This is a genomic window from Burkholderia sp. IDO3, from assembly GCF_003366075.1.
GTDB lineage: Bacteria > Pseudomonadota > Gammaproteobacteria > Burkholderiales > Burkholderiaceae > Burkholderia > Burkholderia anthina.
This window is the reverse complement of record NZ_CP028962.1, coordinates 1,144,292-1,170,673: the sequence shown is the minus strand read 5'-3', so window position 1 is coordinate 1,170,673 and position 26,382 is coordinate 1,144,292. Positions and strand designations below refer to the sequence as shown.

Below are 26,382 nucleotides of genomic sequence, written 5' to 3'. Positions count from 1 at the left end.
GCACCGCTCGCGCACCCTGCGCGAAGATCCGTCGGCGTTGCCGTTCATGCCCGGATGGCAGGCTGTCGGGCTGTCGAATCGCTTGCGCGCATACGCTGCGCTTTTGAGCGCATACGCACTAATTCGGCGCACGCCTCGGCGTTTTATAAAACTGCTTAAATGCACGCGTTGATTCGCTGGAATCCTCGAAAAATGCGCGATTTTCTTCACGCATTAGTCGGCCATGACGCCTCCGTTTTCATGCCTGTGCGATTCCGTATTTTCTAGTGTGTACGCTATGTAATTGGCGTGCTATACAGACTCCAGCGCGCGGCGAGATGCTCGCTCGCGTCGATCGGCCACTCACTCATCCGTCACACTTGAACAGGGGCAGTCCCATGTCTACCGCACACCCGAGCACCGCCGTCTCCGCCGACGACGCGCAGCACGGCATGCTCTACCGCAAAGTCACGCTACGCCTGATCACCCTCTTTTGCCTGTGCTACTTCGCGGCCTACCTCGACCGCATCAACATCGGCCTCGCGAAGCTGCAGATGCTCGATGCGCTGAAGTTCAGCGATACCGTGTACGGGCTCGGCGCCGGCCTGTTCTTCGGCGGCTACATCCTGTTCGAAGTCCCGAGCAACCTGGTGCTGCAGCGCGTCGGCGCGAAGCTGTGGATCGCGCGGATCATGATCACGTGGGGCCTGCTGTCCGGCGCGACGATGTTCGTGCAGACGCCGATGCAGTTCTACATCGTGCGCTTCCTGCTTGGTGCCGCCGAAGCCGGCTTCCTGCCCGGCGTGCTGCTGTACCTGACGCAGTGGTATCCCGACGCGCGCCGCGCGCGGATCGTCGCGCTGTTCATGGTCGGCCTGCCGTTGTCGAGCATGATCGGCAGCCCGATCTCCGGCTGGATCATGCGCGCGTTCGACGGCGCGCACGGGCTCGGCGGCTGGCAGTGGCTGTTCCTGCTCGAGGCGTTGCCGTCGATCCTGCTCGGCTTCGCGGTGCTGCGCTGGCTGCCCAACAGCATCGAGACCGCGCGCTGGCTCGACGACGACGAAAAGCGTGCGCTGCGCGACAACCTCGACGCCGATCCGGCCGGCAACAAGAGCCATGCACTCGGCCGCGCGTTCTCCGATCCGAAGGTGTGGGCGCTCGGCCTCATCGATCTGTGCGTGCTGCTGGGGCTGTATGCGGTGAGTTTCTGGCTGCCGACGATCCTGCGCGATACCGGCGTGAAGGACGCGTATCACATCGGCTGGCTGATGGCGATCCCGAACGCCGTAGCCGTGCTCGCGACGCTGTATTGCGGCGCGAGCTCCGACCGCGCGCGCGAACGCCGCTGGCATATCGTCGTGCCGTTCCTGGTGTCGGCCGTCGCGCTCGCGCTTGCGGCCGCGTCGTCGCACGGCACGCTCGCGACCGTGCTGCTGTTCTCGCTGATCAACGCGGGCGCCGCCGCCGCGATGCCGGTCGTCTGGGCGCTGCCGTCCACGTTCCTGAAAGGCTCGGCTGCCGCCGGCGGGATCGCGTTCGCGTGCTCGATCGCGAACCTCGGCGGATTCGGCAGCACCTATTTCATCGGCTGGCTGCGCGACACCTTCCATTCGCAAAGCGCGGGGCTGTACGGCTTCGCCGCCTGCATGCTGGTCGGCTGCGCACTCGCGCTCGCGTATCCGGCAAAGCTCGTGAATCGCTGATGTGCCAACGCGCGCGGCGACGCCACGTCGTCGCGCGCGATTCTGCCGTTTGCCGAAGATGCGCGCCGTATCGATGCGTACGCAACGACTTCCGAACGCGCAGCGCTACCCGCCTCCTCTCTTAGCAGCCGCACCGGTTGCGCAACGCACACCGATCGCGTTTGAAACGCCGTTGCCGCGAACGTCGCGCGCGGACACGCCACCACGCCGCTTTTTTACAAGCGCATGACCCGACGCGCACGATCACGCGCGGCATTTGACAACCCGCCCCGCCGCACACGCCGCCACACGGCCGCCCGCGTGCTTCGCGCCATGCAGGCACATCGCTTGCGACATCCTCGCGCCCGTCATCCGGCGGACGGCATTCATCCTTCAACCGGCGCTGCGCACCGCGCAACGCTTCGCGCGGCGACCCCGCATCGCAAGCAGGCTCCCCTGAACGAGAGGACGACAATGAAATCCATACGAACGATCGCGGCGCTGTGCTCGGTCATTTCCGTGCTCACCGCGTGCGGCGGCGACGGCAACGACGTCGGCACCGAGCTCGGGATCTCGAAGCCGCAGGCACGCTTCATCAACGCCGTGCCGGCCGGCCCGAACCTCGACTACTACCTGAATGCGAAGGTCGACGCATCCGGCGTCGCGTACAAGGGCGTCACGCGCTATCACGACGTCGATTCCGGCACGCAGAACGCCAGCTACGACGTATCGGGCACGACGACGACGATCGCATCGCAATCGTTCAGCGCGGCGAACGGCCACCACTACACCACGATTGCGCTGCCGAGCACCGCGTCGCCGATCTCGGTGATCGACGATCCATACGACAAGGGCCTGCTGTCCGACAAGGCGCGCGTGCGCACCTTCAACGCATCGCCGAACGCGCAGAACGTCGACGTATACGTCGTGCCGCCGGGCACCGACATCACGACGCAAAGCCCGACGCTGTCCGGCGCCGCCTATCAGAACGCGTCGCCCGCATCGGGCCAGGATTCCGTCTACCTGAACGGCGGCAATTACCAGGTGATCGTCACGACCGCCGGCAGCAAGTCGCCGATCCTGACGACCGCGCCGGTGGCGCTCAACAACAACGCCGACTGGCTGCTGGTGACGATTCCGTCCGGCGGCATCGGCGACGTGACGCCGAACGACGTCCACGTGCTGGTCGCGCAAGGCAACGACGCCGACACCTCCGCGCAGGAACTCGGCCCGCAATAAGCGGCGCCGCGCGCCCGACGCCCGGCGGAGCGTCGCGCCATCCGCCCGTCAGTCGCCGCGCTCGAGGCGGATCACATGCTCGGCGCGCGTCCCGTCGCCGTGCTCGATCTCGACGTCGCCGACATGACTCACGCGCCAGCCGGGGCGCGTCGCGATCCGCGGCAGGTTGCCGGACGGACGGCTCTCGATACCGCCGAGCCCTTCGTCCGGGGTGTCGACCGCATCGTCGAGCGACGCGTTCGAATAGATCACGTTGTCGTGCCATTCGGTCGCGCCGGTGCGCGCTTCCATGCCCTTGCCGTCGACGTCGACCGTGTTGTCCGTCATCGCCATGTTCGCGTTGTCGAGCGTCACGATCCGGCCCGCCGCACGGCGCACCGGATCGCCGCTGTCGACCGCATGCGCACCGACGTCGATCGGCGGCAGGCCGGTCGGCGCTTTCGCCGCGATCGTCTCGGGCGTCTGCGGCCGCTTCGCGACTTCGGCGGCCCGGGCCGCGGCATCCGGCATGCCGCCGGCCGCCGGCGTCTTCACCGGGCTTTGCTCGATCTGTTCCCGCTGCTGTTTCGGGGTTGGGTTCGATTCCGCGTTCTGCATCGCACCTCCTTTCCGGACGGCGTGTGCCGGCGGGATGCACGGCGCCGGTCCGGGAATCGCTACAACGGTCCTTGCAAATCTTTCACGCACGGCGCGTCGCGCACGCGCGTCACCCGGCGCACGTGCCGCGCCCGCACGACATCATGACGCCCGGCAGGCGGCGGCCGCGCACCCGGCGCGCGCCGCCTGCGCCTGACGGTCAGCCGCCGCTCGCGCCAGCCGGTGCGGAAGCCGCACCCGGCGTGCTCGCGCCGCTGTCGCCGCCGGTCGTCCCGGTGTCGGCGCCGGCCGCGCCGCTGCCGGGCGTGCCCGACGGCGCGGTGGACGGCGCGGCCGACATGCCGCCCGTGGCGCTCGTGTCGGAGCTCGCACCGGTGCCGGTGTCGTTGTCGCCCTTCTTCTGACAGCCCGCCCCCGCCGCCAGGCCGGCGATCAGGATGCCGGCGAAGACGGCTCGCGATACGTGACGAAAGGAATATCGCTGCATGACACCTCCGCTGATGTCGATGTGGATGGAGCCCGTCGACCCGCAATTCGCGTGCCTCCGGCGGCGGCCGGCCGGCGATCGCGCCCCATTCATTTTTCAAATGACGCCCAACCGAATATTTAATTTCCCATCGTTGTGGCCGCCGCCCATACTCGCGAACAAATCCGAGACATAACGTCCACGGTGGCCGGGCCCGCGCTGCGTGCACACGCTGCCGGTTCGCGCCCCCGCACATGGAAGGAGACAAGGCGTGCAACTGGAAGCTACCCACGGCCCGGGCATCGTGCTCGGCGCGGACGACGCATCGCATCGAACCGATACGGCCACGCGCGACCCCGCGCTGAGCCCGCGGCTGCACAACCCCGACCTCGCGCCGACCCAGGCCGAAGGCCGCACCTGGGGCCGCTACAGCATCTTTGCGCTGTGGACCAACGACGTGCACAACATCGCGAACTATTCGTTCGCCATCGGCCTGTTCGCGCTCGGCCTGTCGGGCTGGCAGATGCTCGCCGCGCTCGCGATCGGCGCGGTGCTCGTCTACAGCTTCATGAATCTCACCGGCTACATGGGCCAGAAGACCGGCGTGCCGTTCCCGGTGATCAGCCGGATGAGCTTCGGCATCTACGGCGCGATGCTGCCCGCGATGATCCGCGCGGTGATCGCGATCGCATGGTTCGGCATCCAGACCTATCTCGCGTCGGTCGTGCTGCGCGTGCTGCTCACCGCGATCTGGCCGGGCCTCGCCGCGTTCGACCAGAACGCGATCTTCGGGCTGTCGTCGCTCGGCTGGATCACGTTCGTCGCGATCTGGCTCGTACAGATCGGCATCCTCACGTACGGGATGGAAATGGTCCGCAAGTACGAAGGGCTCGCCGGCCCGGTGATCCTCGTCACGACGCTGTCGCTCGCCGCGTGGATGTTCAGCCGCACGGGCGGCCATCTCGCGATGTCGATCGGCAAGCCGATGACCGGCCTGAAGATGTGGACCGAGGTGTTCGCGGGCGGCTCGCTGTGGCTCGCGATCTACGGCACGCTGGTGCTCAATTTCTGCGATTTCGCGCGCTCGTCGCCGAGCGCGAAGACGGTGAAGATCGGCAACTTCTGGGGCCTGCCGGTCAACATCCTGGTGTTCGCGACGATCAGCTTCGTGCTCGCGGGCGCGCAGTTCAAGCTGAACGGCCACATCATCCACAGCCCGACGGAAATCATCGCGACGGTGCCGAACAAGCTGTTCCTCGTGCTCGGCTGCCTCGCCTTCCTGATCGTGACGGTCGCGGTGAACATCATGGCGAACTTCGTCGCGCCGGCCTTCGTGCTGACGAGCCTCGCGCCGCACCGCCTGTCGTTCCGCCGCGCGGGCCTGATCAGCGCGACGATCGCGGTGCTGATCCTGCCGTGGAACCTGTACAACAGCCCGATCGTGATCGTCTACTTCCTGTCCGGCCTGGGCGCGCTGCTCGGCCCGCTGTACGGGATCATCACGGTCGACTACTGGCTCGTGCGCAAGCAGCGCGTGAACGTGCCGGATCTCTACACCGAAGCGCCGACCGGCGCGTATTTCTACACGGGCGGCGTGAACCGCAAGGCGCTCGCGGCGCTCGTGCCGTCCGCGCTGATCTCGATCACGCTCGCCGTCGTGCCGGCCTTCAGCGCGATGACGCCGTTCTCGTGGCTGCTCGGCGCAGCCATCGCGGGCAGCGTGTACTGGCTGACGGCCGATCGCAAACGGCAATACGAGGAGCGCTCGGGCGAACACATCGCGGTCGCCTGCGCCCAACACTGATGCATGCATACGGAGTTCCCCAATGAGAATCCTGGTAGTCAACGTCAACACGACCGAATCGATCACCGACGCCATCGCCGCGCAAGCGCAGGCCGCGGCCTCCCCCGGCACGGAGATCGTCGGGCTGACGCCGCGCTTCGGCGCGGAGTCGGTCGAAGGCAACTTCGAGAGCTACCTCGCGGCGATCGCCGTGATGGAGCGCGTGTTGAGCTACGACGAACCGTATGACGCGGTGATCCAGGCCGGCTACGGCGAGCACGGCCGCGAAGGCTTGCAGGAACTGCTGACGGTGCCCGTCGTCGATATCACCGAAGCAGCCGCGAGCGTCGCGATGCTGCTCGGCCACCGCTACTCCGTCGTCACGACGCTCGACCGCACGGTGCCGCTGATCGAGGATCGCCTGAAGCTCGCCGGGCTCGATGCGCGCTGCGCGTCGGTGCGCGCGAGCGGTCTCGCGGTGCTCGAGCTCGAGGAGAATCCGGCGCGTGCGATCGAATCGATCGTCGGCGAGGCGCAGCGCGCGGTGAAGGACGATCGCGCCGAAGTGATCTGCCTCGGCTGCGGCGGCATGGCCGGCCTCGACCGGCAGATCGAGGAATGCACGAGCGTGCCAGTGGTTGACGGCGTGTCGGCCGCGGTCGCGCTCGCCGAATCGCTGGTGCGCCTGAAGCTGAAGACGTCGAAGGTCCGCACGTACGCGCCGCCGCGTCCGAAGCGGATCGTCGGCTGGCCCGGCACCTTCGTCAAATGACGAGCCGCGCGAGCGCGTAGCGACATGCGGGACGCACCGGCACCGGCCAGCCTTCGCTCCGACGCGTGCGACGCCACGGGCGCGCTCGACGTGCTGGACGCGCGGCTGATGCGCATCCTGCTCGTGCTGCTCACCGAGCGCACCGTGTCGCGCGCCGCCGTGCGGCTGAACATGTCGCAGCCCGCGACGAGCGCGGCGCTCAAACGCCTGCGCACGCTGCTCGGCGATCCGCTGCTGGTGCGCAGCCGCTACGGGATGGTGCCGACCGAGTTCGGCGCGCGCCTGATCGAGCCGTTGCGCAACGCGCTGCGCGTGATCGATTTCATCCGCATCCAGCAGCCGACGTTCGACGCGCGCACGTCGGTGCGCACCTACCGGATCGGCTGCCCCGACTACCTGAACGTGCTGTTCGTGCCGAAGCTCGTCGCGCTGTTCCGCGAACGCGCGCCGAACGCGCAGCTCGTGTTCCACCCGCTCGGCGACGGCTTCGACGACGAACGCGCGCTGGCCGACGGCGAACTCGACGTCGTGATCGACAACCGCGCGGCGCGTCTGTCGCGATTCCGCCAGGACGATCTGTTCGACGATCGCGTCGTGTGCCTGATGCGCGCGACGCATCCGCTCGCGCGGCGCGGGGCGATGACGGCGGACGAGTTCGCGCGGACCGCGCAGCTGTGTCCGACGCCGTCGTGGCTCGAAGCGTCCGGCGCGATCGACCGGCAGCTCGAACGCGTCGGCCTGCAGCGGCGGATCGTCGTCACGCTGCCGCACTTCGAACTTGCCGCGCATGCACTCGTGCGCTCCGACCTGATCCTGACCACCACGTACCGGCTCGCGCGTCACTACGCGAAGCTGCTGCCGCTCGGCGCGGTCGCGCTGCCGGCCGAGCCGCCGGACATCGTCTACCGGATGACGTGGAACGAATCGGGATCGTGCGTCGACGGCGTGCGCTGGTTGCGCGGGCTGATCGCCGAAGCGACGCGCAGCTGGCTCGAAGCCGAGGCCGCGCAACCGGCCGTCGCCGCGGTTGCCGCGCATGCGGATGATGCGCGCACGAGTGCGTCAGCCGCGCCCGCCTCCGGCGCTGCCTCTCCCTCTGCGGACCCCGCGCGGCGCACGCACCGCCGGCAGCCGGTACATTGCGGTGCGGCACGGCGGCCGCGCGTCGCGCGTGCGGCGCGCATTCACCGGATCGCGACGAAGTCGCACTGAGCGCGCGAGCGGCACGCGTCGCACCGGCCGCACGACGTCACGCGTGCCGCGCGATCGCGAGCAGCACCGATAGCGAGAGGATCGACCCGAGCGTCGACAGCAGGATCGTGCGCGACGTCACGTGCGCTTCGCGTCCGTAGAATTCGGCCAGCATGTACGGCCCGGTGCCGGTCGGCAGCGCCGCCAGCACGACGGCGATCTGCGCGAGCACGGGCGGCATCGCGAACACGCGCACGCCGAGCCACCACGCCAGCGCCGGCTGCACGAACAGCTTGACCGCCGTCAGCGCGATGCTGCCGCGCGGCGCGGCGCCGGTCGCCTCGCGCTTTTCCGCGAGAAACAGCCCGAGACTGACGAGCGCGCACGGGCTCGCGGCCGCGCCGAGCAGCTTGAGGAAAGTCTCGACCGGCGCACCGAGCGGCACCTGCGCGGCCGACACGCAGACGCCGGCCAGCGGCGCGACGATCAGCGGATTGCGCAGCAGCGCGCCGACCACCTTCCACATCAGCTTGAGCGGCGCGCGATCGCGCTGCAGCCCGATCTCGATCAGCACGATCGCGCCGGCGAACAGCACGCAGGCGACGAGGATGGTCGCGATCGTGGTCGGCGTGAGGCTCTCGGTGCCGAACGCAAGCAGGCACAGCGGAAAGCCGAGATAGCCGGTGTTCGGATACGACGCGGCGATCGCGTCGATGCTCGCATCGGCCAGCCCGCGCCCCGCGAAGAGCCGCCACGCGAGCACGCCGACGAACACGAGCGCGCAGGTCAGCGCGAACGTCGCAACGAATGCCGGCTGATAGAGCTGGTGCCACGACGCGTGCGCCATGATCTGGAACAGCAGCGCCGGCAGCGCGAGCCACACGACGAACCGGTTGAGCTCGGAAGCCGCCGCCGGCCCGAGTACGCCCCGCCGGCGGCACAGGAACCCTGCCGCGATCAGCCCGAACACGGGCAACAGAATCTCGATCGTCGATGACATCTTGAACACGCTGCGTGAAACCGGAACGCGCAAGCTTAACGGCTCCGCGTCGTCGCGTGCAATGGGCAACGCGGCCATTGCCGCGCGGATCACGCGTTGCGCATCGGTTGTGAAAGCAACTTGTATGCAACGACGGCGGCCACGAGCGCGAGCCCGCCGCTCACTGTCAGCGCCGCCGCGAACCCGCTCGCGAACGCCGCGGGCGCCGCTTGCGCGAGCGTGCGCGCGGCCGACGGCGGCACGCGCGCCAGCGCCTGCGCGAGATCGCCGGCCAGCAGGCTCGACATGAACGGCGCATCGACGAACCCGCGCAACCCCGGTGCGGCGGACAGCAGCCGGTCGAGCTGCGCGTGCGTATTCGCGGCCAGCACCGCGCCGAGCACGCCGACGGCCGTCACGATCGCGGAGAAGCGGGTCGTCGTGCTGATGCCCGACGCCATGCCCGTGCGATTCGGCGGCACGCAGGCCATGATCGCCTTCTGCGTGTCGCCGTTCATGATGCCGGCGCCGCAGCCCGTCACGAACATGCCGAGCGCGACGAGCCGGTAGTCGCCGCCGGCCGTCAGCGCCGCGGTCGCGAGATTGCCCGCGCCGATCAGCGCGAGCCCGCCGGCCAGCACGCCGCCGGACGACACGCGCGCCGCCAGCATCGCGCCGAGCGACGGCCCGGCGATCATCGCGGCCGCGAACGGCAGCATGCCGAGCCCCGCGTCGATCGCCGACATCCCGAACGCGTTCTGCAGGTACAGCGGCAGGAAGGTCATCATCACCTGCGCGCACGCCGCATAGCCGAACATCGCGAGCACCGCGCCGACGAAGCGCGGCTGGCGGAACAGCGCGAGCTCGATCATCGGCCGCGCCTGCCAGCGCTCCGCGCCGATGAACGCGGCCAGCAGCGCCGCGGCGAGCGCGAGCCGGCCGAGCGTCGCGGCCGCCAGCCAGCCGTGCGACGGCGCGCCGATCAGCGCCGCGATCGCGCACGCAAGTGCCGCGCCGAACAGCAGGCTGCCTGCCGCATCCACGCGTTTCGCGTGCGGATCGCGCGACTCGTCGATCGCCGCCCGCGCGCCGACGGCCAGCAGCGCACACACCGGCAGGTTCAGCAGGAACACCCAGCGCCAGCCGATCCACTGCGTGATCGCGCCGCCGACGAGCGGCGCGACGGCCGTCGCGATCCCCATGCACATTCCCCAGATCGCCCACGCGCGGGCCCGTTCGCGCCCGTCCGGAAAACGGTTCGCGATCACCGCGAGCGCGGCCGTCAGCAACAGCGCCGCGCCCGCCCCCTTCACCGCGCGCGCGGCGATCAGCCAGCCGGCCGACGGCGCGATGCCGCAGCCGAGCGACGCGAGCGCGAACAGCGCGAGCCCCGCGCCGAGCATCCGCTTGCGCCCGAAGCGGTCGGCGAGCCCGCCGGCCGGCAGCAGGCACGCGGCGAACGCGGTCATGTATGCGCTCACGACCCATTCGATGTCGGCGAAGCTCGCATGGAAACTGCGCGCGATGCTCGGCAGCGATACCGCGACGACATTCGTGTCGAGCACGATCAGCGAGCACGTCGCCGACGCGACCGCGAGCGTCGCGGCAGCCGGCAGGCGGGTGCCCGCGCGCGCGGTGGCGGGCGCGCCCGTGTGCGGCGCGGGGGACAAATCGGACATCGGCGGCTCCGAACCTTGAAAGAAGAGTCGTATGCTAGGCTCGTCCGGTATTGCCTGTCATTGACACACCAATGCTGTTTAATTGACGAAAATTGCAATCATGAATCCGCTCGAATTCCGCCATGTCCGCGCGTTCCTCGGCGTCGCGCAGCATCTGCATTTCGCACGCGCGGCCGAAGCGCTCGACATGGCGCCGCCCGCGCTCACGCGGCAGATCCAGGAAGCCGAACGGCTGCTCGGCGTGCGGCTGTTCCATCGGTCGCGCCGCGCGGTCACGCTGAGCGCGGCCGGCGAAGCGTTTCTCGCGGAGGCGAGCGCCGCCTTCGAGCACCTGCAGCGCGGCCGCGAACTCGCCGCGCTGGCCGAGCGCGGCGAACTCGGCCGGATCGAGATCGGTTACGTGTCGTCGGCCGTCTATTCGGGCACGCTGCAGCGCACCGTCGGCGCATTCCGCACCGCGCACCCGCGCATCGAACTGAACCTGCGTGAAGTGCCGATGGACGATGTTGCAAAGCAGCTCGACGCCGGCCGCCTCGATCTCGCGTACGTGCGCCCGCCGTTGCCGCTGCCCGGCGGGCTGCGGATCGTCACGCTGCAGCGCGACGTGTTCGTCGCGGCCGTGCCGGCCGATTCGCGTTATGCGTCGATGACCACCGTGCGCGCCGCCGATCTCGCCGACGCGCGCTTCGCGGTGCCGGAACAGGAACGCGGCACGCTCGAAGTCGCGCGCCGCGGCCGCTTCGCGCCGGTGATCGCCGCGCGGCCGGGCGGCTTGCTCGCGGTGCTCGCGTGCGTGTCGGTGAACGGCTGGGTCGCCGTGATTCCGGATGTGCTCGCCGGCTGCGTATCGTTGCCGGGCGTCGTGTACCGGCCGATCGCGAGCAAGCCGATCATGTCCGAACTCGCGCTCGCGCATCGGCGCTTCGAGAAGGCGCCCGCGGTGCGGGCGTTCCTGCGCGCGATGCCGGCCGCCGTGTGAGCGTGGCGCGCCACGCCCTATCCATAAGCGAATAAGCATTTCGCGATTCGATGTTTGCCCGCGCAAAACCGATTCCGTAATCTGCCCGGCAGCCGCGCGGCCCGCGCGCGGATCTCCGAGGACCTGCCGCCGATGACTTCGCCCCCCGCCCCGGCCCGCCGCCGCGCGCGTGCTCGACGGCGCGCCGTACCGGTTTCGCTGGGCGAATTTCCAGGGCGCCGCGCCGCTGTTCGAAGCGCAGCGCGCGGGCGCGATCGATCTCGCACCGGCCGGCGACCTGCCCGTGCTGACGGCCGCGCTCGGCGATCCGGCGCTGCGGATCGTCGCGACGCGCGTCGGCTCGCCGGCGTCGCTCGGCATCGTCGTCCAGCCGGATTCGCCGGTCCGCACGGTCGCCGACCTGAAGGGGCGCACCGTCGTCGTGTCGTCGGCGCGCGGCAGCATCTCGCAATACCAGCTCTACGGCGCATTGCGCGAACACGGCCTCGCGCCGGGCGACGTCGACGTGCGCTTCGTGCTGCCGGTCGATGCGTTCGCCGCGTTCGAGGCGAAGCAGATCGGCATCTGGGCGACCTTCGATCCGTATTACGGACACGTGGTGCGGCGCGGCGCGCGCATCGTGCGCGACGGCAGCGGGATCAATTCGGGGCTTGCGTTCCTCACGTCGCCGGTCGACACGCTCGACGATCGAGCGAAGCGCGCGGCGCTGTCGGACGTGCTCGCGCGGCTCGCCCGCGCCGGCCAATGGGCGCTCGCCCACCCAGCCGATTACGCGAGCGTCTATGCGTCGCTCACGCGCCTGCCGCGCGATGCGGCGTCCGACATCGCACGCCGTGCGGCGCTCGCGCAACGCGCGCTCACCGGTGCGGACATCGACGTGCTGCAGCGCGTCGCCGATCGCGCGGCGGCCGATGCGATCCTGCCGAAACGCGTCGACGTCGCGTCGATCGCGGTACGCAACCTGTCGGCCGCGTAACGCGGCAGGCACCCTAAGCGCTGCCGCGCTTATCGCGGCTTCGACATGTCCAGATCCGGCACGTCGTCGCCGAACGTCGATGCGACCAGCGTGCGCATCGCGGCGACCAGCAGCGTCGGCCCCGACTGATTGAACGTGCAGCGCTCGCCGGCCGCCGGCACCGCGCGATGCAGCCCCGCGCGCCACGCGCCGTGGCCGCCGTCGCGTTCGAACGCAGCGAACGGCAGCCGCTCGACGAGCGGGCCGCCATCCGCCCACGCCGACGACGGCGCATACGGCATCGGCGCACCGCCCGGCTCGCGAACGACCGTGCATCCCGCGGCGTCGACGCGCGGCGCGTCGAGCGCTTCCACCATCGCCACCCAGAAATCGAGCGGCGGGCCGGTCAGGTCGTGGACTTGCATGGCTGTCTCCGTGGCCGTCGCGTAAACGACCGGCGCGCTGTTCGTTGCCCGCGCAGCCGCATCGGCTGCATTCGATCGCGGCGGGTTTCGTCACCCGCCGCCACGCGATAAGCATAGTTCAAATCGTTGCTTGTCCGCCGCCGGACGCGTCATCGAGAATGATTCGACGTACCGGGCCCCGGCCCGCGTTTCCCAACGTTCTCCCGACCGATCGATTCATGCTTCCACTGCGCCTGCTGCGATCGCTGCTGATCGCGTCCCTCGTTGCGCTGCCGGCCGCCGCCGCACACGCCGACAAGCCCACTACCATCCGCATCGGCGTCGCCCAGCAGGGCGCCGGCGATCCGCCGACCTTCGGCGGGTCGAGCGGGGCCACCGTACAGCTCCAGCAGCTCGTCGAAAAGGAATTCGCGGCCGACGGCATCAAGGTGCAGTGGCTGTTCTTCAAGGGCGCGGGCCCGGCCGTCAACGAAGCGATCGCCAACAAGGCGCTCGACTTCGCGTACCAGGGCGACCTGCCGGCCGTGCTCGCTCGCGCGAACGGGATCAAGACGCACCTGCTGCTCGCCGCGAGCGTGCGCTCGGGCATCAAGATCGCCGTGCCGCCCGGTTCCGACATCCGCTCGATCACGGACCTGAAAGGCCGCCGCGTGTCGATCTTCCGCGGCACCAACCTGCAGCTCGTCGCCGACAACGCGCTCGCGAAGAACGGCCTGAGCGAGCGCGACCTGCGCGTGATCAATCTGGACTCCGCGAGTGCGCTCGCCGCGCTCGCCTCGAAGGGCATCGACGCATCGGTGGGCGACTATCAGCTGTACAAGCTGCGCGACGCGGGGCTCGCGAAGATCATCTACGAATCGCAGAACGACGGCCCGCAGTTCACGCGCCAGACCCACCTGCTCGTGCTCGACGATTTCGAGCGCGCGCATCCCGACATCGTGCAGCGCGTGGTCGACGCGTTCGTGAAGGGCGCGCAATGGTCGTCCGACGAGGCGAACCGCGATGCGCTGTTCAAGCTGTGGGCGAAGAGCGGCGTGCCGTATGCATCGTGGCAGGCCGACTATGCGAACCAGCGCCTGAAGGACCGGCTGTCGCCGCTGATCGATCCGTTCGTGATCGCGCGCTACAAGGCCGTCGCGCAGGATGCGCTGAAGCTGAAGCTGATCCGCCAGCCGGTCGACATCGACGGCTGGTTCGAGCCGAAGTATCTCGACAACGCGTTGCGCGCGCAGAAGCTCGAACACTACTGGCCGCGTTACAACGCGACCGGCAAGCCCCTCTCCTGACCGGACCCGCCCCGATGAGCGACACCGCGATCCCGATTTCGTCGTCCGACCCGCATGCGCTCGCCGCGCGGCCGTCCCGCGCCGCGGCCGCGAAACGCGTCGCGTGGCTGCTCGCGCCGTGGGCGCTGCCCGCGCTGCTGTTCGCACTGTGGACCGTCGGCAGCGCGCGCGGCTGGATCGCACCGCAGATCCTGCCGCCGCCCGAACAGGTGGCCGACTCGCTCTCCGAACTCGCGGCAAGCGGCGATCTCGCACGCAATACGCTGATCAGCCTGCAGCGCGTGCTGGTCGGCTTCGCGATCGGCACGCTGCTCGGCTTCGCCACCGGCGCGGCGCTCGGCCTGTCGCGCACGCTCGAAGCGTACGTGCTGCCGAGCTTCAACGCGCTCGTGCAGATTCCCGTGCTCGGCTGGCTGCCGTTCCTGCTGCTGCTCGTGGGCGTCGGCGAACCGCTGAAGTACCTGCTGATCGCGCACGCGGCGCTGGTCCCCGTCACGTTGAGCACACTGCAGGGCTTCCGCCAGACGCCGCCCGCGCTCGACGAAGTCGCGCGCATCTTCGGCTACACGCGGCGCCAGCGCATTCTCCATATCGTGCTGCCCGCCGCGATCCCGACGCTCGCGACCGGCGTGCGGCTCGCGTTCACGAAATCGTGGCTCGCGCTCGTCGTCGTCGAGCTCGTCGCGTCGTCGGAAGGGCTCGGCTACCTGATCGTGTACGGGCGCCAGCTGTTCCAGCTCGATCTCGTAATGGCCGCGGTGATCGTGGTCGGCGCGGTCGGCTTCGCGATCAACCGGCTGCTCGATGCGCTCGAAGCCCGGCTGCGCCGCGGCGTGCCGTCCGCGTTTCGCGGTTGAACCCGATTCAAGGAGCCTTTTCGTGCCGCCTTCCGCCCCGTCCACGCCGAACGCCGCGCCGGCCGCCGCCGCGCCCGCACTCACCCGCCGCCTGTCCGCACCCGACTGGCGCGGCTTCGTTCTGCCCCTCGCCGCGCTCGCGATCTGGTGGGCGATCTCCGTCGCGCATCTCGTCAAAAGCGGGCTGCTGGTCGGCCCGGCCGACGTGCTGCACACCGCGTGGACGCAGACGACCAGCGGCGCGCTCGCGCGTGCGCTGTCGGCATCGCTCGCGCGCGAAGCGTGCGGCTTCGCGATCGGCGCGACGGGCGGCCTGCTGCTCGGCGCCGCGCTCGGGCTGTCGCGTATCGCGACGCGCATCGTCGGCCCGAGCTTCGACACGTTCAAGCAGATCTCGCTGTTCGCATGGATTCCGCTGATTTCCGTGTGGTTCGGCCTCGGCGACGTCGCCAAGGTCGTGTTCCTGTCGCTCGCCGCGCTGCTGCCGGTAGCGGCCCACACGTGCGACGGCATTCACGCGGTGCCGCGTACCTATGTCGACGTCGCACGCGCGCTGCGCTACTCGCGGCTTCAGCTCGTGCGCTACGTGATCCTGCCCGCCGCGCTGCCGTCGATCTTCACCGGGCTGTATCTCGGTCTCATCTATTCGTGGCTCGCGACGCTCGGCGCCGAATACCTGCTCGTCGCGGGCAGCGGGATCGGCAACACGCTGATCGACGGCAGCGAGCAGTTCCGGATGGACCTCGTGCTGTTCGGGATCATCGTCGTCGGCGTGACCGGCTGGGCGCTGAACGCGGTCGCGCGCGCGATCGAGCGCAAGGCGCTGGCCCGTCGCGGCGACCTGCAACGGTAATCGCCCTCTTCCTTCCTGCCGCTTCCCTTTCCGCCATGACGACCCTCGCTTCCGATTCGCTCGATATCCTCCATGTGAGCAAGCGCTATGCGCAACGCGGCGCGACGCTCGCCGTACTCGACGACGTGTCGCTGCACGTGCGCGCCGGCGAGTTCGTGACGATCGTCGGCGCGAGCGGCTGCGGCAAGTCGACGTTGCTGCGGCTGATCGCGGGGCTCGACACCGACTATGCGGGCGAAATCCGTGCTGGCGACGCGCTCGTGCGCAATACGTCGCTGCAGCGCGGGATCGTGTTCCAGGATCATCGGCTGTTTCCGTGGCTGACCGTCGCGCAGAACGTCGAGGCCGCGCTGCGCAACGCACCGCTCGACGCCGCGCAAAAGCGGCGCGCGGTGGCCGAGCACATCGCGCTCGTCGGGCTGAACGGCTTCGAGCATGCGTACCCGAACCAGTTGTCGGGCGGGATGGCGCAGCGCGTCGCGATCGCGCGCGGCCTCGTGAACCGGCCGCGCGTGCTGCTGCTCGACGAGCCGTTCGGCGCGCTCGACGCGCAGACGCGCGCGCGCATGCAAAACGAGCTGCTGCGCATCTGGGAGCAAGAGCGCATCACGATGGTGCTCGTCACGCACGACGTCGACGAGGCCGTGTATCTGGGTGACCGCGTCGTCACGATGGCGCCGCGCCCGGGGCGCATCGAGCGCATCGTCGACGTCGCGTTGCCGCGTCCGCGCCGGCGCGATGCGCCGGAATTCGCGCGGCTGCGCGACACGGTGCTCGCCGATTTCGACGATCGCGATCCGCCGGGCGACGGCGGCGACGGTGGCGCCCGGATCGCCGCGGCCGATGCGCACCGCATCGGCGAATGGCGGCTCGCGTGGTAGCACGCGCGGCCCGGCCTGCGTCGCGCGGCAGCGCAGCCTGTCGCGCGCGGTTCGTTCAGCATGACGACACATATCGATCATCACGGCGCACGCTAAGGTTGTGACGATTCATCGGTTCCGGTTCCGCGCGGTCCCTGCTTGAATGGAGACTCAACCGACCCGACCAGGAGACTCTCGATGTCCGAAGTCCAGCACGCCGCTCACCCGTCATCGCATGCTTCGCACGCCGCCGCGCCGCGCACGGCGGCCGATCCGCTTCAGCTTCGCCAGGTCGCCGGCCGGATCGGCGCCGAAATCGCCGGCGTCCGGCTGTCGGGCACGCTCGACGACGCGACGTTCGACGCGATCCACGCCGCGCTGCTGCGCCACAAGGTGCTGTTCTTCCGCAACCAGGGCCATCTCGACGACGCCGCGCAAGAAGCGTTCGCACGCCGCTTCGGCGACACCGTCGCGCACCCGACCGTGCCGTCCGTCGACGGCAGCGCGCATCTGCTCGAACTCGATTCCGCGCACGGCGCGCGCGCCAACTCGTGGCATACCGACGTGACGTTCGTCGATGCCTACCCGAAGGTGTCGATCCTGCGCGCGGTCGTGATCCCGCCGTTCGGCGGCGACACCGTGTGGGCCAACACAGCGGCCGCCTACACGCACCTGCCGGAATCGCTGCGCGCCCTCGTCGACACGCTGTGGGCATTGCACACGAACGCATACGACTACGCGTCGACGCACGTGCATGCCGACGACACGCAACTGAAGCGCTACCGCGAAGTGTTCACGTCGACCGTCTACGAGACCGAGCATCCCGTCGTGCGCGTGCATCCGGAGACCGGCGAGCGCACGCTCGTGCTCGGGCACTTCGTGCAGAAGATCAAGGGGCTGTCGTCGCAGGATTCCGCGCATCTGCTGCAGGTGCTGCACGAACACGTGACGCGGCTCGAGAACACCGTGCGCTGGAACTGGCAGCAAGGCGACGTCGCGATCTGGGACAACCGCGCAACGCAGCACTACGCGATCAACGACTACGGCGATGCGCGCCGCGTCGTGCGTCGCGCGACCGTTCACGGCGACGTGCCGGCCGGCATCGACGGCCGCCGCAGCGTCGTGCTGAAGGGGCCGGGCGCCACGCTGCAATGAGGTTCGCGCATGGCGGCGGCACCGGCCGCCGCCATGCGCGGTCCCGCTTCCGCATCACCACATCACCGTATCCCTGCATTCCCGACCGGAGGATCCGACCATGACCTTCCCGCCACCGGGCCGACGCGTGCATGCGCAACGATGTCGCCGGCCGTCCACCCCGTCCACTTCCGCCAGGAGCGTTGCATGAGCGCCCTACTCGAACCCGCCGCCCAGCCGGTCGACGTGATTCCGCTGTCCGCCCACATCGGCGCGGAGATACGCGGCGTCGACCTCACCCAGCCGTTGACCACGCCGCAGATCGCCGCGATTCGCGCGGCGCTGCTGACGTGGCGCGTGATCTTCTTTCGCGAGCAATTCCTCACGCACGAGCAGCACGTCGCGTTCTCCGCGCAGTTCGGCGAGCCGACGGTCGGCCACCCCGTATTCGGGCACGTCGACGGTCATCCTGCCGTCTATTCGATCGCGAAGCACCGCAAGGCGACGCGCTTCGAAGGCGAGCCGGTACGCCGGCCGTGGACGGGCTGGCACACCGACGTGACGGCCGCCGTCAATCCGCCGTGGGCATCGATCCTGCGCGGCGTGACGATTCCGCCGTACGGCGGCGACACGCAGTGGACCAACCTCGTGCGCGCCTATGAAACGCTGTCCGCGCCGCTGCGCGGTTTCGTCGACGGCCTGCGCGGCATTCATCGCTTCACGCCGCCGGCCGGCGCCCGCGCGACCGGCGCGTTCGACGCCGCCGTCGAGCGCCGCCCGCTCGTGACCGAGCATCCGCTGGTACGCGTGCATCCGGAGACCGGCGAACGCGCGCTGTACGCGAGCCCGAGTTTCCTGAAGTCGATCGTCGGGCTCACGCCGCGCGAAAGCCAGGCGCTGCTCGAACTGCTGTGGGAACACGTGACGCGGCCGGAATTCACGATCCGCTTCAAGTGGGAGCCGCGCAGCATCGCGTTCTGGGACAACCGCGCGACCGCGCATCTCGCGCCCGTCGACATCTTCGATCTCGACTTCGATCGCCAGCTCTATCGCACGACGCTCGTCGGCGACGTGCCGGTCGGTCCCGACGGCCGTCCGTCCGTCGCACTCGAAGGTTCGCCCGTCGAGGCGGCCGCGGCGGTCGCACTGAACTGACCGTCGTCGCGACGACAACCGGCGCGCACGCGCGCGCCGGGCTTGTCTCCCTCGTTCAATCCAGCCACACGCCGTCGAACCGGTGCCCGCCGAGCGGCGAGAACGTGAGCCCGTGCACGCGCTTCGACACCGGCAGCGACACGATCGACGTGGCGATCGGCGTGAACGGCACCTGATCCTTGAACACGACCTGCGCCTGCTCGTAGAGCGACGTGCGCTTCGCGACGTCCGCGTTCGCGCGCGCCGCATCGACGAGCCGCTCGAAGTCCGCGTTGCACCATTTGGCGAGATTGCTGCCGTGCACCGCGTCGCAGCCGAGCAGCGTGCCGAGCCAGTTGTCGGGGTCGCCGTTGTCGCCCGACCAGCCGTACAGGATCGCGTCGTGCTGGCCGTCGTGCTTCGCGCGGCGGTTGTACTCGCCCCATTCGTAGCTGACGATCTTCGCGCGCACGCCGATCTTCGCCCAGTCCTGCTGGATCAGTTGCGCCATCAACTGCGCATTCGGGTTGTACGGGCGCTGCACCGGCATCGCCCACAGCGTCAGGTCGAAACCGTTCGGGAAACCCGCCTGCGCGAGCAGCGCCTTCGCGGCGGCCGGATCGCGCGGCGCGTCCTTCAGGCGCGGGTTGTACGACCATTGCGACGGCGGCATCGGGTTCGTCGCGATCTTCGCGTCACCGTTGAACACGGTCTTGACGATCGCCGCCTTGTCGATCGCGATGTCGAGCGCGCGCCGCACGTCGACGCGATCGAGCGGCGGATGCTGCGTGTTGTATGCGACGAAACCGACGTTGAAGCCCATCCCCGAGAACAGCGTCAGCTTCGGGTCGCGCCGCACCGTCTCCAGATCGGCCGGACGCGGGAACACCGACACCTGGCACTCGCCGGCGACCAACTTCTGCAGCCGCGCGGCCGGATCCGGCGTGATCGCGAACACCAGATGCGCGAGCTTCACGTCGTCCGGCTTCCAGTAGTCGGGATTCGCGTCGTAGCGGATCAGCGCATCCTTCTGGTACGTGCGCAACTGGAACGGCCCCGTGCCGACCGGAAACTGGTTGATGTCGGCCTCGCGATGACGCGCCGCGAGCTGCGATGCATATTCGGCCGACAGGACCGAGGCGAACGCCATCGCAAGATTGCGCACGAACACGACGTCGGGCGACTTCAGCACGAAGCGCACCGTGTAGTCGTCGACTTTCTCGATGCGCTCGATGTTGCGATCGAAGCCGAGATCGCTGAAGTACGGGAAACTGACCGGGTAGGCCTTGCGGAACGGATCGTCCGGGTCGAGCATCCGGCGGAACGTGAACACGACGTCGTCCGCCTGGAACGGGCGCGTCGGCTTGAACCATGCCGTCGTCTGGAACTTCACGTCGTGCCGCAGGTGAAACGTATAGACGCGCTGATCGGCCGACACGTCCCAGCGCGTCGCGAGCGACGGCACGAGATCGAGCGTGCCGCGCTTGAACTGCACGAGCCCGTTGTAGACCGTGTACGTGCTCGCGTCGAAATCGGTACTCGTCGTGTGCTGGCCCGGATCGAAGCCGGCCGGGCTGCCTTCGGTGCAGTACACGAGCGTCTTGCCGGCCGGTGCGGCGAACGCGTGCGAAACCGCACCGGCGAGCAGCAGCGACGCGGCCACGCCACGTAGCGCCACACCGGCATGCAATGCGCGCCGCGCACGACGCGCGGCGGATGATGCGAATGGAATCTTCATGATGGCGGAAGGAAAGAGACGGTCACGTGAATGACGACCGCCGATCTTCGCGCGCATCCCGCCGATCGCTTACCAATTAATTCGGCGTTGCTTATCGCGGCGAATGCATCCCGCTGCCGCTGCACGAGAACGTCCATGCGAGCGTCGAAAGCCGGCGGTACGGCACGGATACGGCACGCCCGGCGCACCGCCTTCCGTCCCCCTGCAGCTTCCACGGAATTGGCGCATCGTATCGGTTGGCCAACGCCGGCGTGCCTGCCGGGCGCGCCGCCACTTCCTGGAGGACCCACGATGTCGACTCGTCCCGATACGCCCTCTCGTCCCGTGAAGTCGCCGGGCCCCGATCATCCGATCACGATCGAACCGCATCCGTCGCGCGTCGTCGTCAAGGTGGCCGGCAAGGTCGTCGCCGATACGCGTCGCGCGCTGGCGCTGCGCGAGGCCAGCTATCCGGCCGTGCTGTACATCCCGCGCGAGGATGCCGACATGGCGCTGCTGCAACGCACCGACCACGCGACGTACTGCCCGTACAAGGGCGATTGCGCGTACTACTCGATTCCGGCCGGCGGCGCGCGCGCGACCGACGCGGTATGGACGTACGAGCATCCGTATCCGGCCGTCGAATCGATTCGCGCCCATCTTGCGTTCTATCCGGATCGGGTCGACTCGATCGAGGAAAGCCCGCTCGGCACCGACTGAACGCGGCCGCAGCCGCCGGGCGCCGCGCCGCCCTTGCCGACCCTATGTCCCGCCGCTGATTTGCATATGCGGATTCATTGGTTGGCCGCCAACCCGCGCGGCCGTATCGTCCTGAATCCGGCGCGGGCCGGCCGGCTGCGCGCATCGCCCGCATCCGGCTCCGTCCTGCGCCGACCGCGCCGCATGCCCGCGCGGCCCGTGAACCCGCAAGCAGGACGCCTCGATGAACGACACGCCATACGCACACGTTGAAACGACCCCGGAAAACCCGCGCCGCCGCCGGTTGCTGCATGGCGCGGCCGCCGGGCTGGCCGGGCTCGCGCTCGGCCCGCTCGCGGGGCTGCCCGCGTACGCGCAAGGCGGCACGCGGCTGCGCATCGGTTTCCAGAAATACGGCAACTTCGTCGTGCTCAAGGCGCGCGGCACCCTCGAGAAGCGGCTCGCGAGCCAGGGCGTCACGGTGCAATGGCTGGAATTTCCGGCCGGCCCGCAATTGCTCGAAGGGCTGAACGCCGGCGCGATCGACGTCGGCACGGTCGGCGAAACGCCGCCGATCTTCGCGCAGGCGGCCGGCGTCGATTTCGTCTACATCGGCAACGAACCGCCCGCGCCGCACGGCGAGGCGATCGTCGTGCTGCCCGATTCGCCGATCCGCAACGTCGCGCAGCTGCACGGCAAGAAGGTCGCGTTCAACAAGGGTTCGAACGTGCACTACCTGCTCGTGAAGGCGCTCGAGCACGCGGGCCTCACGTATGCCGACATCCAGCCGATCTACCTGACGCCCGCCGACGCGCGCGCCGCGTTCGTGCAGCGCAGCGTCGATGCATGGGTGATCTGGGATCCATATCTGGCGGCCGCCGAACGGCAGCTCGGCGCGCGCGTCGTCGCGAACGGCGACGGGCTCGTGCGCAACACCCAGTACTACCTCGCCGCGCGCAAATATGCGGCCGCGCAGCCGCAGGTGGTGCGCACGCTGCTCGAGGAAGTCGACGCGGTCGACCGCTGGGGACGCGACCATATTCCGGAAGTCGCCGCGCAACTGTCGCCGCTCGTCGGCCTCGACGCGCCGACGCTCGAGGTCGCGCTGAAGCGGGCCGGCTACGGCGTGCAGCCGATCACCGACGCAACGCTCGCGTATCAGCAGAACATCGCCGACGCGTTCAGCACGCTGAAGCTGATTCCCGGCAAGGTGACGGTGGCCAACGCCCGCTGACGTCGACGTATTGCCGCTGCGACGCGGTCAAGGCAAGCGCGTCGCACCGATGCGCCGCCATTCGTCGTAGTCGGTGACGAGGCCCGCGTCGTCGATCGCGATGTCGGCCGCATACGTGCCGCTCTCGTAGCGGTACACATTCTTCGCCGTACGCGCATAGCGCTGCTCGCCGCGCACGATGTCGAAGTCCGGAAAACGCAGCCATGCCGTGCGGATCACGGCCGATGCGCCCACTTCCAGCCCGAGACGCCGGATCGGCAGCGTATTGGTCGACGGACTGAAGCCGAGATCGATGTCGGTCGCGCCATCGAGCGCCGGCGCGTCGGCACCGTCGATCGTCCATCGCCCTGCTTCGCACCGGATATCGCGCTGCCGCGGCGGCGCCGTGCCGAGCCAGTCGTTCACGCGCACCGACCGCGTCAGCCAGCCCGCATCGCATGCAATCGCGTAGTCGACGCGAAACGGCGTGCCGTCGAGCACGCCCGCGACCGAGCCCGACAAGTCAATGCCCGTGCGCGACTCGGCCAGCCGGCACCATTCGACCGCCTGCCAGCTCTGCTCGATCTGCCATGCAACGCAGCGCGTGCGCGCCGCTTCGTCCGGTTGCGTCATGTCGTCTCCTGTCGGTCGATGCGTGCTGTCGGTACGATCGATGCGATCTCACCGGAGATCGATTTTCGCTCACTGCGCCGGCAAACACACGCGGTGGCGCGACACGGCGGGCGGGCCGCCTCCTGGATGAACACGACGCGCGCCGCCGCTCGCACTGGAAGCGAACGGCGGGCGACGCCCGATGCCGGCGTGCACGCTGCGCAGGTTGTCGGGGTTCACCTGCGCATGCGCGCCTGGCGTCACTGCCGTGAAACCCGTCGCGGCCACACCGAGCGCGAGCAATCGGCGCGCCACGCGCCGGCGCGTGCTGCGCGTCGACTTCCTGCATGCCGCGGCGTTTTCGTGAACCGCGACCCACGCGCGGATCGATTCATTCCAGATGGTCTTGTATATTCTGTTCATAGAAGTCAAACGCTCCCGTACAATCGATCAGTTGTGCGAATCTATCTGTCGTTGCCGGAGCGAAAAATCGGAAAAGGAGGCGGCACCCGGGCCGGATCAAAGCCCGGGAAAGCCTGCGAAAACGTCGCCGGAATCGGCGCTAAAACGGGGAAGCCTGGCTCGGGAAATAAAGACGAAGCGAACGCGGCGGCGAAAACCGCCTGGTCCGTGCGCATCGCCTCGGTTGCCGCATGGCGTTGCCTGGCAACCGGCCCTTCGGGTACGCATGTGCCAACCCCGCCCCGTCGGGACAGGCAGGTCGCGGCGAAGGTTACGGTGCTTCGGGGTTGGGCGGTAGTCGGCGCCGCCGATATCCAGTATCGGCCTTGCGCGCATCTTTCCGGGCAAGGGTCTTTAGTACTATCTCTTCCGATTGAGAAATCGGATCGAGATGCGAAACAATTTCCGGGCAGTTGTGAATTCGTTTTATTTTCCGGAAGATGCATCGAGTGGCAACGAATTGCGCGTCACTCGGCAATCAATCTTCGCATCCTTGCACCGATTACAAACCAACACTCATCAGATAAGAGGCGCGACTTCATGGATTTGTTGGCGACGATGCGCATCTACGTCAGGGTCGTCGAGCGCGGCACGATGTCAGGCGCGGCCCGGGATCTGGACATGGGCCAGCCGGCCGTCAGCGAGCGTATCGAAAAGCTCGAGAAGTTTCTCGGCACACGCCTCCTGATGCGCAGCGCACGCACGCTCACGTGCACGGAAGAAGGCCGGATCTTCTACGAACGCAGCAAGGAACTGCTCGATGCGGCGGAAGATACGATCGCATCGGTATCGAAGACGGAAAACACGCTCAGCGGCACGATCCGGATCGCGGCGCCGCAATGCTTCGGCGAGGTCGTGGTTCCGAAGACGCTGATGCATATCCGCACCGCGTATCCGCGACTGCACGTCGACCTGGTGCTGAACGACAACATCGTCGATCCGGTCACCGAAGGGGTCGACATCTCGATCCGCGTCGGTCAGCTCGGCGACGGCGGCTTCGTCGCCCACTCGCTCGGCGCGGTCGGCCGCGTGCTCGTGGCCGCCCCCGCCTATCTCGACCGCCACGGCCCGATCGCAACGAAAGCCGATCTGATGAACCACCCGTTCATCCGCGTCAAGGGCATCTTCGCGAACGAGCAGTTGCCGCTGCAAGGCGAGGACAAGACGCTCGAGTACGCACGGATCCAGACGACGATGACGACGAGCCACTGGCGCCCGATGTTCGACACGATCCTGGCCGGCGGCGGCATCGGCGTGGTGCAGCAGCCGGCCTGCGTGAATGCGCTCGCGCGCGGCGAACTCGTCAGGATCCTGCCGCAGTACACGATCCCCGGCTACGCGCTCAACGTGCTCGTCGCGCAACGGCCGCTGCCGCCGCGCGTGCGGGTCATCGTCGATCTGCTGAAGCAGGAAATCCCCGCGCTGCTGACGCAGCACGCACCGTAAGCGCCGCGCGGCCCGCACGACGCTTGCACGCCGGCTGAGCGTGCGGTACCGTCCTGCTTTCCGGGATAACCGAAGCCTCGCCTCGAAACCCATCCGTCGATTCGATCCGATGCGGCCCCGTCCTTGCCGGCGCCGCCGCGTCGTACGTACAGGAGGGTTCGAGTATGGACGTTCGCGTATACCTGCTGGCCGCCGCCGTGTTTCTGGCCGGCGTCGCCGAAAACATCTGCGTCGGCATCCTGCCGGCCCTCTCCGCCGGCCTTCGCGTTTCGATCGCGGCCGCCGGCCAGCTCACCACGATCTTCTCCGCCGTGTTCGCGCTCGCCGCACTCGTCGCGGCCGCGTTCGTCGGGCGTGTCGAACGGCGCACCGCGCTCGTTGCGTCTCTCGGCGCGTTCGCGGCCGCGAACCTGTTCGCCGCGGCCAGCCCCGGCTATGCGAGCCTGTTCGCCGCACGCGTGCTGATGGCCGCGAGCTGCGCGACGCTGATCCTCGTCGCGACGCGCTTCGCGGCCGAACTCGCGCCGGCGTCGCAACGCGGCCGCGCGATCGGCATCGTGTTCATGGGCATCAGCGCGTCGCTCGTGCTCGGCGTGCCGATCGGAATGCGAATCGCCGATTGGGCCGGCTGGCGGGCGGTGTTCGTGTCGATCGCCGTGCCCGCGCTGCCGCTGGCGCTGTTGCTCGGCCGGCGCCTGCCGCGCCTGACGCCCGCACGTGCATCGGCGCGCGCTAGCGCAACCGGCGCAACCGCATCGCCGTCGTACCGCGCGGCACTCGGCCGCCGCCGGCTGCTGGCCGCGCAACTCGTGTCGATCGCGATGATCGGCGGGCATTTCACGCTGTTTGCGTATCTGACGCCATATCTGCAGGCCGTGCTGTCGCCGAACGCCGCCGCGCTCGAAGGCCTGTACGTGGCGTTCGGCGTCGCCGGCGTGAGCGGCGCATGGCTCGGCGGGCTGCTGTCCGACCGGCTCGGCGCATCGCGCGCGCTCTGCGCCTGCCCGGCCGTGTTCGTCGTCGCGATGGCCGCGTTGCCGATGACCGGTGCGTCGCCGTTCGCGTTCGTGCCGGCGATGATGCTGTGGGGCTGCATCAGCTGGTCGATCTCGCCGATCGTGCAGAACGCGCTGATCCACGCCGCCCCGTCGCTCGCCGATGCCAGCGTCGGCATCAACGTGTCGGCCATGCATGCGGGTGTCGCGCTCGGTTCGGCGCTCGGCGGCATGCTCGTCGAACGCGGCGCGCTGCTCGTCACGCCGTGGGCCGGGTGCGCGCTCGTTGCGATCGCGCTGGGATGTGCGTGCGTATCGGCATGGCCGATGCGGCAGGCGGTGCGTGCATCGTCGTGATCGCAGCCGGCCCTCGCCGCGCATGATG

The 26,382-nt window shown here is 69.0% G+C and carries 25 protein-coding genes; 18 read left to right on the top strand and 7 right to left on the bottom strand.

Annotation, left to right across the window (positions count from 1 at the left end; translation table 11 throughout):
- The first annotated feature begins 377 nt into the window (after positions 1-377).
- Positions 378-1,685: an MFS transporter gene (locus DCN14_RS05455; protein WP_096503810.1), complete on the top strand. Its 1,308-nt coding sequence runs from the start codon at positions 378-380 to the stop codon at positions 1,683-1,685.
- A 453-nt stretch (positions 1,686-2,138) separates the two neighbouring features.
- On the top strand, positions 2,139-2,903 hold the full coding sequence (locus DCN14_RS05450; RefSeq protein WP_096504127.1) for a DUF4397 domain-containing protein: 765 nt from the start codon (positions 2,139-2,141) through the stop codon (positions 2,901-2,903).
- 48 nt (positions 2,904-2,951) lie between these two features.
- Here the strand turns inward: DCN14_RS05450 and DCN14_RS05445 are convergent, their stop codons facing one another.
- On the bottom strand, positions 2,952-3,500 hold the full coding sequence (locus tag DCN14_RS05445) for a DUF3005 domain-containing protein (RefSeq protein ID WP_096503812.1): 549 nt from the start codon (positions 3,498-3,500) through the stop codon (positions 2,952-2,954).
- Positions 3,501-3,571: 71 nt separating this feature from the next.
- Between DCN14_RS05445 and DCN14_RS38595 the strand changes: the two genes are divergently transcribed.
- From DCN14_RS38595 to DCN14_RS05420, 4 genes are all read left to right on the top strand, one after another.
- Positions 3,572-3,904 (top strand): hypothetical protein, encoded by a 333-nt coding sequence (locus DCN14_RS38595; protein WP_240327273.1) that lies wholly within the window; start codon positions 3,572-3,574, stop codon positions 3,902-3,904.
- A gap of 333 nt (positions 3,905-4,237) precedes the next feature.
- Positions 4,238-5,770, top strand: coding sequence for an NCS1 family nucleobase:cation symporter-1 (locus DCN14_RS05430; protein ID WP_096503814.1), 1,533 nt, complete (start codon positions 4,238-4,240; stop codon positions 5,768-5,770).
- 22 nt (positions 5,771-5,792) lie between these two features.
- Entirely contained in the window at positions 5,793-6,521 is a 729-nt protein-coding gene (locus tag DCN14_RS05425; RefSeq protein ID WP_096503816.1) for an aspartate/glutamate racemase family protein, read from the top strand.
- A 24-nt stretch (positions 6,522-6,545) separates the two neighbouring features.
- A complete protein-coding gene (locus DCN14_RS05420; RefSeq protein ID WP_096503818.1) occupies positions 6,546-7,733 on the top strand; it encodes a LysR family transcriptional regulator in 1,188 nt (395 codons plus the stop codon).
- A gap of 37 nt (positions 7,734-7,770) precedes the next feature.
- Here DCN14_RS05420 and DCN14_RS05415 read toward each other — a convergent pair whose 3' ends face one another.
- On the bottom strand, positions 7,771-8,712 hold the full coding sequence (locus tag DCN14_RS05415) for an AEC family transporter (RefSeq protein WP_096504129.1): 942 nt from the start codon (positions 8,710-8,712) through the stop codon (positions 7,771-7,773).
- A gap of 89 nt (positions 8,713-8,801) precedes the next feature.
- On the bottom strand, positions 8,802-10,370 hold the full coding sequence (locus tag DCN14_RS05410; protein WP_096503820.1) for an MFS transporter: 1,569 nt from the start codon (positions 10,368-10,370) through the stop codon (positions 8,802-8,804).
- Positions 10,371-10,470: 100 nt separating this feature from the next.
- Between DCN14_RS05410 and DCN14_RS05405 the strand changes: the two genes are divergently transcribed.
- The gene (locus DCN14_RS05405) at positions 10,471-11,349 is read left to right on the top strand and encodes a LysR family transcriptional regulator (RefSeq protein WP_096503822.1); all 879 of its coding nucleotides are present in this window, start codon (positions 10,471-10,473) and stop codon (positions 11,347-11,349) included.
- A gap of 169 nt (positions 11,350-11,518) precedes the next feature.
- Positions 11,519-12,325: an ABC transporter substrate-binding protein gene (locus DCN14_RS05400; RefSeq protein WP_096503824.1), complete on the top strand. Its 807-nt coding sequence runs from the start codon at positions 11,519-11,521 to the stop codon at positions 12,323-12,325.
- A gap of 29 nt (positions 12,326-12,354) precedes the next feature.
- Here the strand turns inward: DCN14_RS05400 and DCN14_RS05395 are convergent, their stop codons facing one another.
- A complete protein-coding gene (locus DCN14_RS05395; protein ID WP_096503826.1) occupies positions 12,355-12,729 on the bottom strand; it encodes a phage protein NinX family protein in 375 nt (124 codons plus the stop codon).
- A 218-nt stretch (positions 12,730-12,947) separates the two neighbouring features.
- Here DCN14_RS05395 and DCN14_RS05390 point away from each other — a divergent pair, with 218 nt between their 5' ends.
- The 6 genes from DCN14_RS05390 to DCN14_RS05365 all read left to right on the top strand — a co-directional run bounded on the left by DCN14_RS05390 (position 12,948) and on the right by DCN14_RS05365 (position 18,874).
- A complete protein-coding gene (locus tag DCN14_RS05390) occupies positions 12,948-14,015 on the top strand; it encodes an ABC transporter substrate-binding protein (protein ID WP_096503828.1) in 1,068 nt (355 codons plus the stop codon).
- A gap of 14 nt (positions 14,016-14,029) precedes the next feature.
- Entirely contained in the window at positions 14,030-14,872 is an 843-nt protein-coding gene (locus DCN14_RS05385; protein ID WP_096503830.1) for an ABC transporter permease, read from the top strand.
- A 91-nt stretch (positions 14,873-14,963) separates the two neighbouring features.
- Complete coding sequence (locus DCN14_RS05380) at positions 14,964-15,725, top strand: ABC transporter permease (protein ID WP_240327288.1); 762 nt, start codon at positions 14,964-14,966, stop codon at positions 15,723-15,725.
- A 35-nt stretch (positions 15,726-15,760) separates the two neighbouring features.
- Complete coding sequence (locus tag DCN14_RS05375) at positions 15,761-16,606, top strand: ABC transporter ATP-binding protein (protein ID WP_096503834.1); 846 nt, start codon at positions 15,761-15,763, stop codon at positions 16,604-16,606.
- A gap of 177 nt (positions 16,607-16,783) precedes the next feature.
- A complete protein-coding gene (locus DCN14_RS05370; RefSeq protein ID WP_096503836.1) occupies positions 16,784-17,740 on the top strand; it encodes a TauD/TfdA family dioxygenase in 957 nt (318 codons plus the stop codon).
- Positions 17,741-17,926: 186 nt separating this feature from the next.
- Positions 17,927-18,874 carry a TauD/TfdA family dioxygenase gene (locus tag DCN14_RS05365; protein ID WP_096503838.1) on the top strand — a complete coding sequence of 316 codons (948 nt, stop codon included), beginning with the start codon at positions 17,927-17,929 and terminating at the stop codon, positions 18,872-18,874.
- 55 nt (positions 18,875-18,929) lie between these two features.
- Here DCN14_RS05365 and DCN14_RS05360 read toward each other — a convergent pair whose 3' ends face one another.
- Positions 18,930-20,591: an ABC transporter substrate-binding protein gene (locus DCN14_RS05360; RefSeq protein WP_096504131.1), complete on the bottom strand. Its 1,662-nt coding sequence runs from the start codon at positions 20,589-20,591 to the stop codon at positions 18,930-18,932.
- 291 nt (positions 20,592-20,882) lie between these two features.
- On the opposite strand from DCN14_RS05360, the gene DCN14_RS05355 reads away from it, so the two are divergent.
- Positions 20,883-21,290 carry a DUF427 domain-containing protein gene (locus DCN14_RS05355; RefSeq protein WP_096503840.1) on the top strand — a complete coding sequence of 136 codons (408 nt, stop codon included), beginning with the start codon at positions 20,883-20,885 and terminating at the stop codon, positions 21,288-21,290.
- 223 nt (positions 21,291-21,513) lie between these two features.
- On the top strand, positions 21,514-22,503 hold the full coding sequence (locus DCN14_RS05350; protein WP_096503842.1) for a sulfonate ABC transporter substrate-binding protein: 990 nt from the start codon (positions 21,514-21,516) through the stop codon (positions 22,501-22,503).
- Between the two features lie 27 nt (positions 22,504-22,530).
- Here DCN14_RS05350 and DCN14_RS05345 read toward each other — a convergent pair whose 3' ends face one another.
- Both DCN14_RS05345 and DCN14_RS05340 read right to left on the bottom strand, forming a co-directional pair.
- A complete protein-coding gene (locus DCN14_RS05345; protein WP_096503844.1) occupies positions 22,531-23,115 on the bottom strand; it encodes a putative glycolipid-binding domain-containing protein in 585 nt (194 codons plus the stop codon).
- A gap of 69 nt (positions 23,116-23,184) precedes the next feature.
- Complete coding sequence (locus tag DCN14_RS05340; RefSeq protein WP_096503846.1) at positions 23,185-23,517, bottom strand: ESPR domain-containing protein; 333 nt, start codon at positions 23,515-23,517, stop codon at positions 23,185-23,187.
- 579 nt (positions 23,518-24,096) lie between these two features.
- On the opposite strand from DCN14_RS05340, the gene DCN14_RS05330 reads away from it, so the two are divergent.
- Positions 24,097-25,002: a LysR family transcriptional regulator gene (locus DCN14_RS05330; RefSeq protein WP_096503850.1), complete on the top strand. Its 906-nt coding sequence runs from the start codon at positions 24,097-24,099 to the stop codon at positions 25,000-25,002.
- A gap of 164 nt (positions 25,003-25,166) precedes the next feature.
- The gene (locus DCN14_RS05325) at positions 25,167-26,354 is read left to right on the top strand and encodes an MFS transporter (protein WP_096503852.1); all 1,188 of its coding nucleotides are present in this window, start codon (positions 25,167-25,169) and stop codon (positions 26,352-26,354) included.
- Positions 26,355-26,382: the final 28 nt, after the last annotated feature.